The organism is uncultured Gimesia sp. (assembly GCF_937919775.1).
GTDB lineage: Bacteria > Planctomycetota > Planctomycetia > Planctomycetales > Planctomycetaceae > Gimesia.
The window spans coordinates 1-3,994 of the sequence record NZ_CALFPF010000457.1 but is presented as its reverse complement, the minus strand read 5'-3'; the positions used below and the strand labels follow the sequence as shown (position 1 = coordinate 3,994).

Here is a 3,994-nt window from a genome sequence, read left to right as displayed (position 1 = left end):
AAATGGAGAGCGAAGGCGTCGGTCGTCCGAGTACTTACGCTTCCATTATCGGCACGATTCAGGATCGTGGTTATGTGAATAAGTCGGGCAGTCAGCTCGTACCCACGTTTACTGCGCTGGCAGTCACGCGCTTACTCGAAAAGTTTTTCCCGAATCTGGTCGATTTGCAGTTCACAGCGGCTATGGAACAGGAACTGGACGACATCGCCGTCGGTCAAGGAGACCGATTGCCTTATCTGAATCAGTTCTATCGAGGCAAAGATGGCCTGGACGAGCAGGTCAAAGCCAAGGAAGAGACCATCGATGCGCGGGAAATCTGTACGTTGAATCTGGAAGGAATCACTTCGGCGGTCCGCGTCGGCCGTTATGGGCCTTACGTGACGGATGGAGCGGAAGAAGATCCTGTTTCGGCTTCCATTCCCGATAATATTGCCCCTGCCGATTTAACGAACGAAATGGCAGAAAAATTAATTCGCCAGAAAAGTGAAGGGCCGAAAGCGCTCGGCATGCATCCCGAAGAGAATACTCCCATCTACAAACTGTTTGGTCCGTTTGGTCCTTATCTGCAGTTAGGGGATGTGATTGAGGATGGACCGAAACCGAAACGGGTGAGTATTCCCAAGAATATCGACCCGGATACGATCGACCTGGAAACGGCACTCAAATATTTAAGTCTGCCTCGCCCGTTAGGTGAGCATCCCGAAACCGGCAAGAAAGTCAACGCAGGTATCGGGCGTTTCGGACCTTATGTGCTGCACGACAAAGTCTACAAATCGCTGGGTAAAGAAGATGATATTCTGACAGTCGATCTGCCTCGCGCTGTGGAATTATTAAAACAGGCGCGGCAGCGGAGTGCTCCGACGCCGATTCGTGAACTGGGTAAACATCCGGAGGACGAAGAACAGGTTGCCATTTTCGATGGTCGTTACGGGCCGTATGTGAAACACGGCAAAATCAATGCCACGATCCCCAAAGGATACGAAGTCGAGAATATAACGCTGGACCAGGGGCTGGAATGGCTGGCTGCGAAAGCAGAAAAAACCGGCGCGAAGAAGAAGGCAACCAAAAAGTCAGCCGCCGATAAACCTGCCAAAAAAGCAGCGCCCAAGAAAGCAGCCGCGAAAAAGAAGACGGCAAAAAAATCAACCACCAAAAAGACGGCTGCAAAAAAAACAGCCAAGAAGAAGACGGCTAAGAAAAAAGCGACTGAAGAATAGGGAACAGATCCGATTCACGCAGAAGCCTTGGACGGGTCCCGTTCCGCCGCTTGCTGGGAGGGAACTGCTGCCTGTTCCGCTTCTGCTTCACGTTTTTTCTGGTTTGCCTGTTTGACGTCTGATTCATTCAGATCGAATTCTTCGATGAGCTCGCGGCGGCGGAGTGAGACCTTTCGATCAAATTCCGAGAGGACATCCAACGCACGATCACGCGATGTGACCAGGCCGATAATCAGATATTGTGTAATCGCGATTCCATAGCAAACCCAGCCCACCGTATCGACGGCAATGGCTGCGAGGATAGCGAAGACCGGCGAAGAACGGTTGACATGCTGGCAGACCAGTCCTTTCAGAATAACCCGCCATTTTTCTTTCAGCTCTCGGAAAATACCATACTCTTTTGAGAGTTTTAAAGGAGGCGGGCCGGGGTGAATGATGGAAAATAATTCCTGGTCAGGCATGGCTTCAATCACGCCGATCGCCAGCATGATCCGAAAGCCCATCAAAATCCAGCCTTCGGTTCCCTGCAGACTCATGGGGACCCAGCCAAACAACGCCGCTTCCATATTCGCCGTTGCTGCCAGCAGTAACAGGGAACCGCGAAACCACTGTTCGAGATCTTTTTCCAGTTCCTCGTCAATTTCCTGAACACGCACGACTTTATTGAGAATCAGATGGAAAATCGGAATCGCAATCAACCCGATAAAGAAACGTGTTAATGGTTTTAACAGGTTCCTGAAATAGGGATTTGCGAACAGGATGCGAAAAAATCCACCCACAATGATTCCTAACTGATCGAAAGGTGTTAGCACGAGTTTGTCTCCCTGACTGACAAAACGAATCGGGTTCAATCAGGGATCAAAAAAGACATGGAAAATTCCAGGTCTGCAGGAGAAACCGTGCACCTATTATGCCTCAAAATGCAGGAAAGAGACAAGGCGCATTCGCACCCGCGGGTTTACCAGTGAATTTGCTGATACAGTTGCAGTAAACGTTGACCACGCTTCGGGTTGAGCTGTTGCACATGGGCGACGCGACCGCGCAGATGGCTGGCAAAATCGGGATGATTCTCCCGGTTCTGGCCGACGGGTCCCTGGCGAATACAATTTGTGAGAATTGCTTTGAGCAGATCAAACTCTTTGCGCGAGACATTGGTGTGTTCATTCACGACAACGCCGGTCACTTTTTGCTGCTGGTTGTCCCGCAGCACGCGGCGTTTCAATTGATTCACATGAAAGCGTTCCGAGCGCACGATCTGATCCACAAGCGGAATAAACACACGCAGCGATCGCAGAAACTGATCCGATCCGGAGAACGTTAAATCGTCGGCATAGCGCGTGTATTCTGCATCAAAGGAACGGGCCAGTCCCGAGAGTCTGACATCCAGCGAAAAGGCAGACAGGTTTGCCAGCGCGGGCGAAGTGGGCGCGCCCTGGGGGAGATGGCGCGAGAGATAAGGTAACAGAGGTCGCAGGCTTCCATCCGGAAACGCAATATTCGCAGGGATGGCCGAAGTCGTCAGGCGTGCAAGACAGATCGCCGCTTCGCGACAATAACCGACACTGCGGAAAATCGAAACGACGCGCGAAAATTTGACGCTGGTATAAAAATTTTCCAGATCAAATTTGACCACGACGCGTTTGCCAACATGCGGGCGTGCATTGGTGACAGGGGAGTGGCCCGTGATAAATCCGTGCGCGGCGGAATGCACGGGGATTTTGTTGAGCAGTTCGTGCAGGATCTGCTGCTGAGCGATCTTGATAAAGGGTTTGGGTGATTCAATCAGCCGAAAGCCATTTCGCTTGGGGAGCCAGTGATAGGTGTAGTGCGATTCATTCACATCATCCGGCCGATCAAACTGATTAAACCGATGCGTCAGCCAGGCCAGTTTTCCCAGCGGGATCTCCAGCCACTCGGAAAGTTCCAGCGGTGTGTCAAACCGTGGCAGATTGTAATGGTCCAGTTTTTCGGGATCACAATCCTGAGTCATGTCGAAATAGTGACCGGTACGAGACCCATAACGTGCGAGCTCGTAAGGCGGAGAAGCAACCTCTTCAATGCTGGCTTTGTTATCTTTTTTGTCTTTCGCATACCGGAGGGGCTGCAGGCGCGGTTTACGGTAAACTCGGGGAGACTTTTCCGGTTCTTGAATTGGAATCGGAGCAGGAGTCGCAACAGATCGGTTCGTCGGTGAACCGAAGAGGAGCTGACGTAAAAAATCAAATAAACCCATTCAGAAATCCCGCAGTCAGGTCATGACAATGATCGAGAGAAACAATGATAAAAAACAAAGATGGCCAGCGGGCCGCACAACCGATCCTGTGGCGAAGTGTTGATCCGATAAGCGTCTATCGGAGCGACACTTCACGTGTCGTAGAATGGTCAATACTTCTCCCACGGGGTATCCCCGCAGTGATCTGAGTGATCGATTAAAATTCAGTCAGATCAGAACTTGTGCGACCCACTGCCCATCATGTCTGCAAATCGTATCCTTTTCGTGAGATGCGTCAATGTTAAGTCGTGTGAATCTGGATAAAGCCTATATTTTCCAGCACGATTTCAGTAAGGTAAACGGATCAGCAAATGCCTGCTCTCAAATATTGGCGAGCGGGAAGTTGTAAGAACTGCAATTGCCTTGATTTCATGCCCGCGATACATTCCGGGCAGAATACGAAATTTGCGAAAGTTCATTGCCGTCAGCACGGGCGTACGCTGTTCAGAACGTCTTTGGTTCCCGTGGAATGGCGGAGCCGCTTTGATGGAAATGTATACAGAAA

At 50.8% G+C, this 3,994-nt stretch carries 3 protein-coding genes; 1 reads left to right on the top strand and 2 read right to left on the bottom strand.

Translation table 11 applies throughout. The annotated features are described in order from the left end of the window. A partial coding sequence (locus Q0294_RS13015; RefSeq protein ID WP_299465939.1) for a topoisomerase C-terminal repeat-containing protein occupies nucleotides 1-1,217 on the top strand: 1,217 nt, incomplete at its 5' end. Between the two features lie 14 nt (nucleotides 1,218-1,231). On the opposite strand, the gene Q0294_RS13010 is transcribed toward Q0294_RS13015, so the two are convergent. Continuing rightward, nucleotides 1,232-2,029 carry a DNA topoisomerase I gene (locus Q0294_RS13010; RefSeq protein ID WP_299465936.1) on the bottom strand — a complete coding sequence of 266 codons (798 nt, stop codon included), beginning with the start codon at nucleotides 2,027-2,029 and terminating at the stop codon, nucleotides 1,232-1,234. 146 nt (nucleotides 2,030-2,175) lie between these two features. Then, a complete protein-coding gene (locus Q0294_RS13005; protein ID WP_299465933.1) occupies nucleotides 2,176-3,450 on the bottom strand; it encodes a reverse transcriptase family protein in 1,275 nt (424 codons plus the stop codon). Between the last annotated feature and the right edge of the window lie 544 nt (nucleotides 3,451-3,994).

Coding starts and splice junctions, on each gene's coding strand:
- Q0294_RS13005 (WP_299465933.1), bottom strand. CDS start 3,450: ATGGGTTTATTTGATTTTTTACGTCAGCTCCTCTTCGGTTCACCGACG.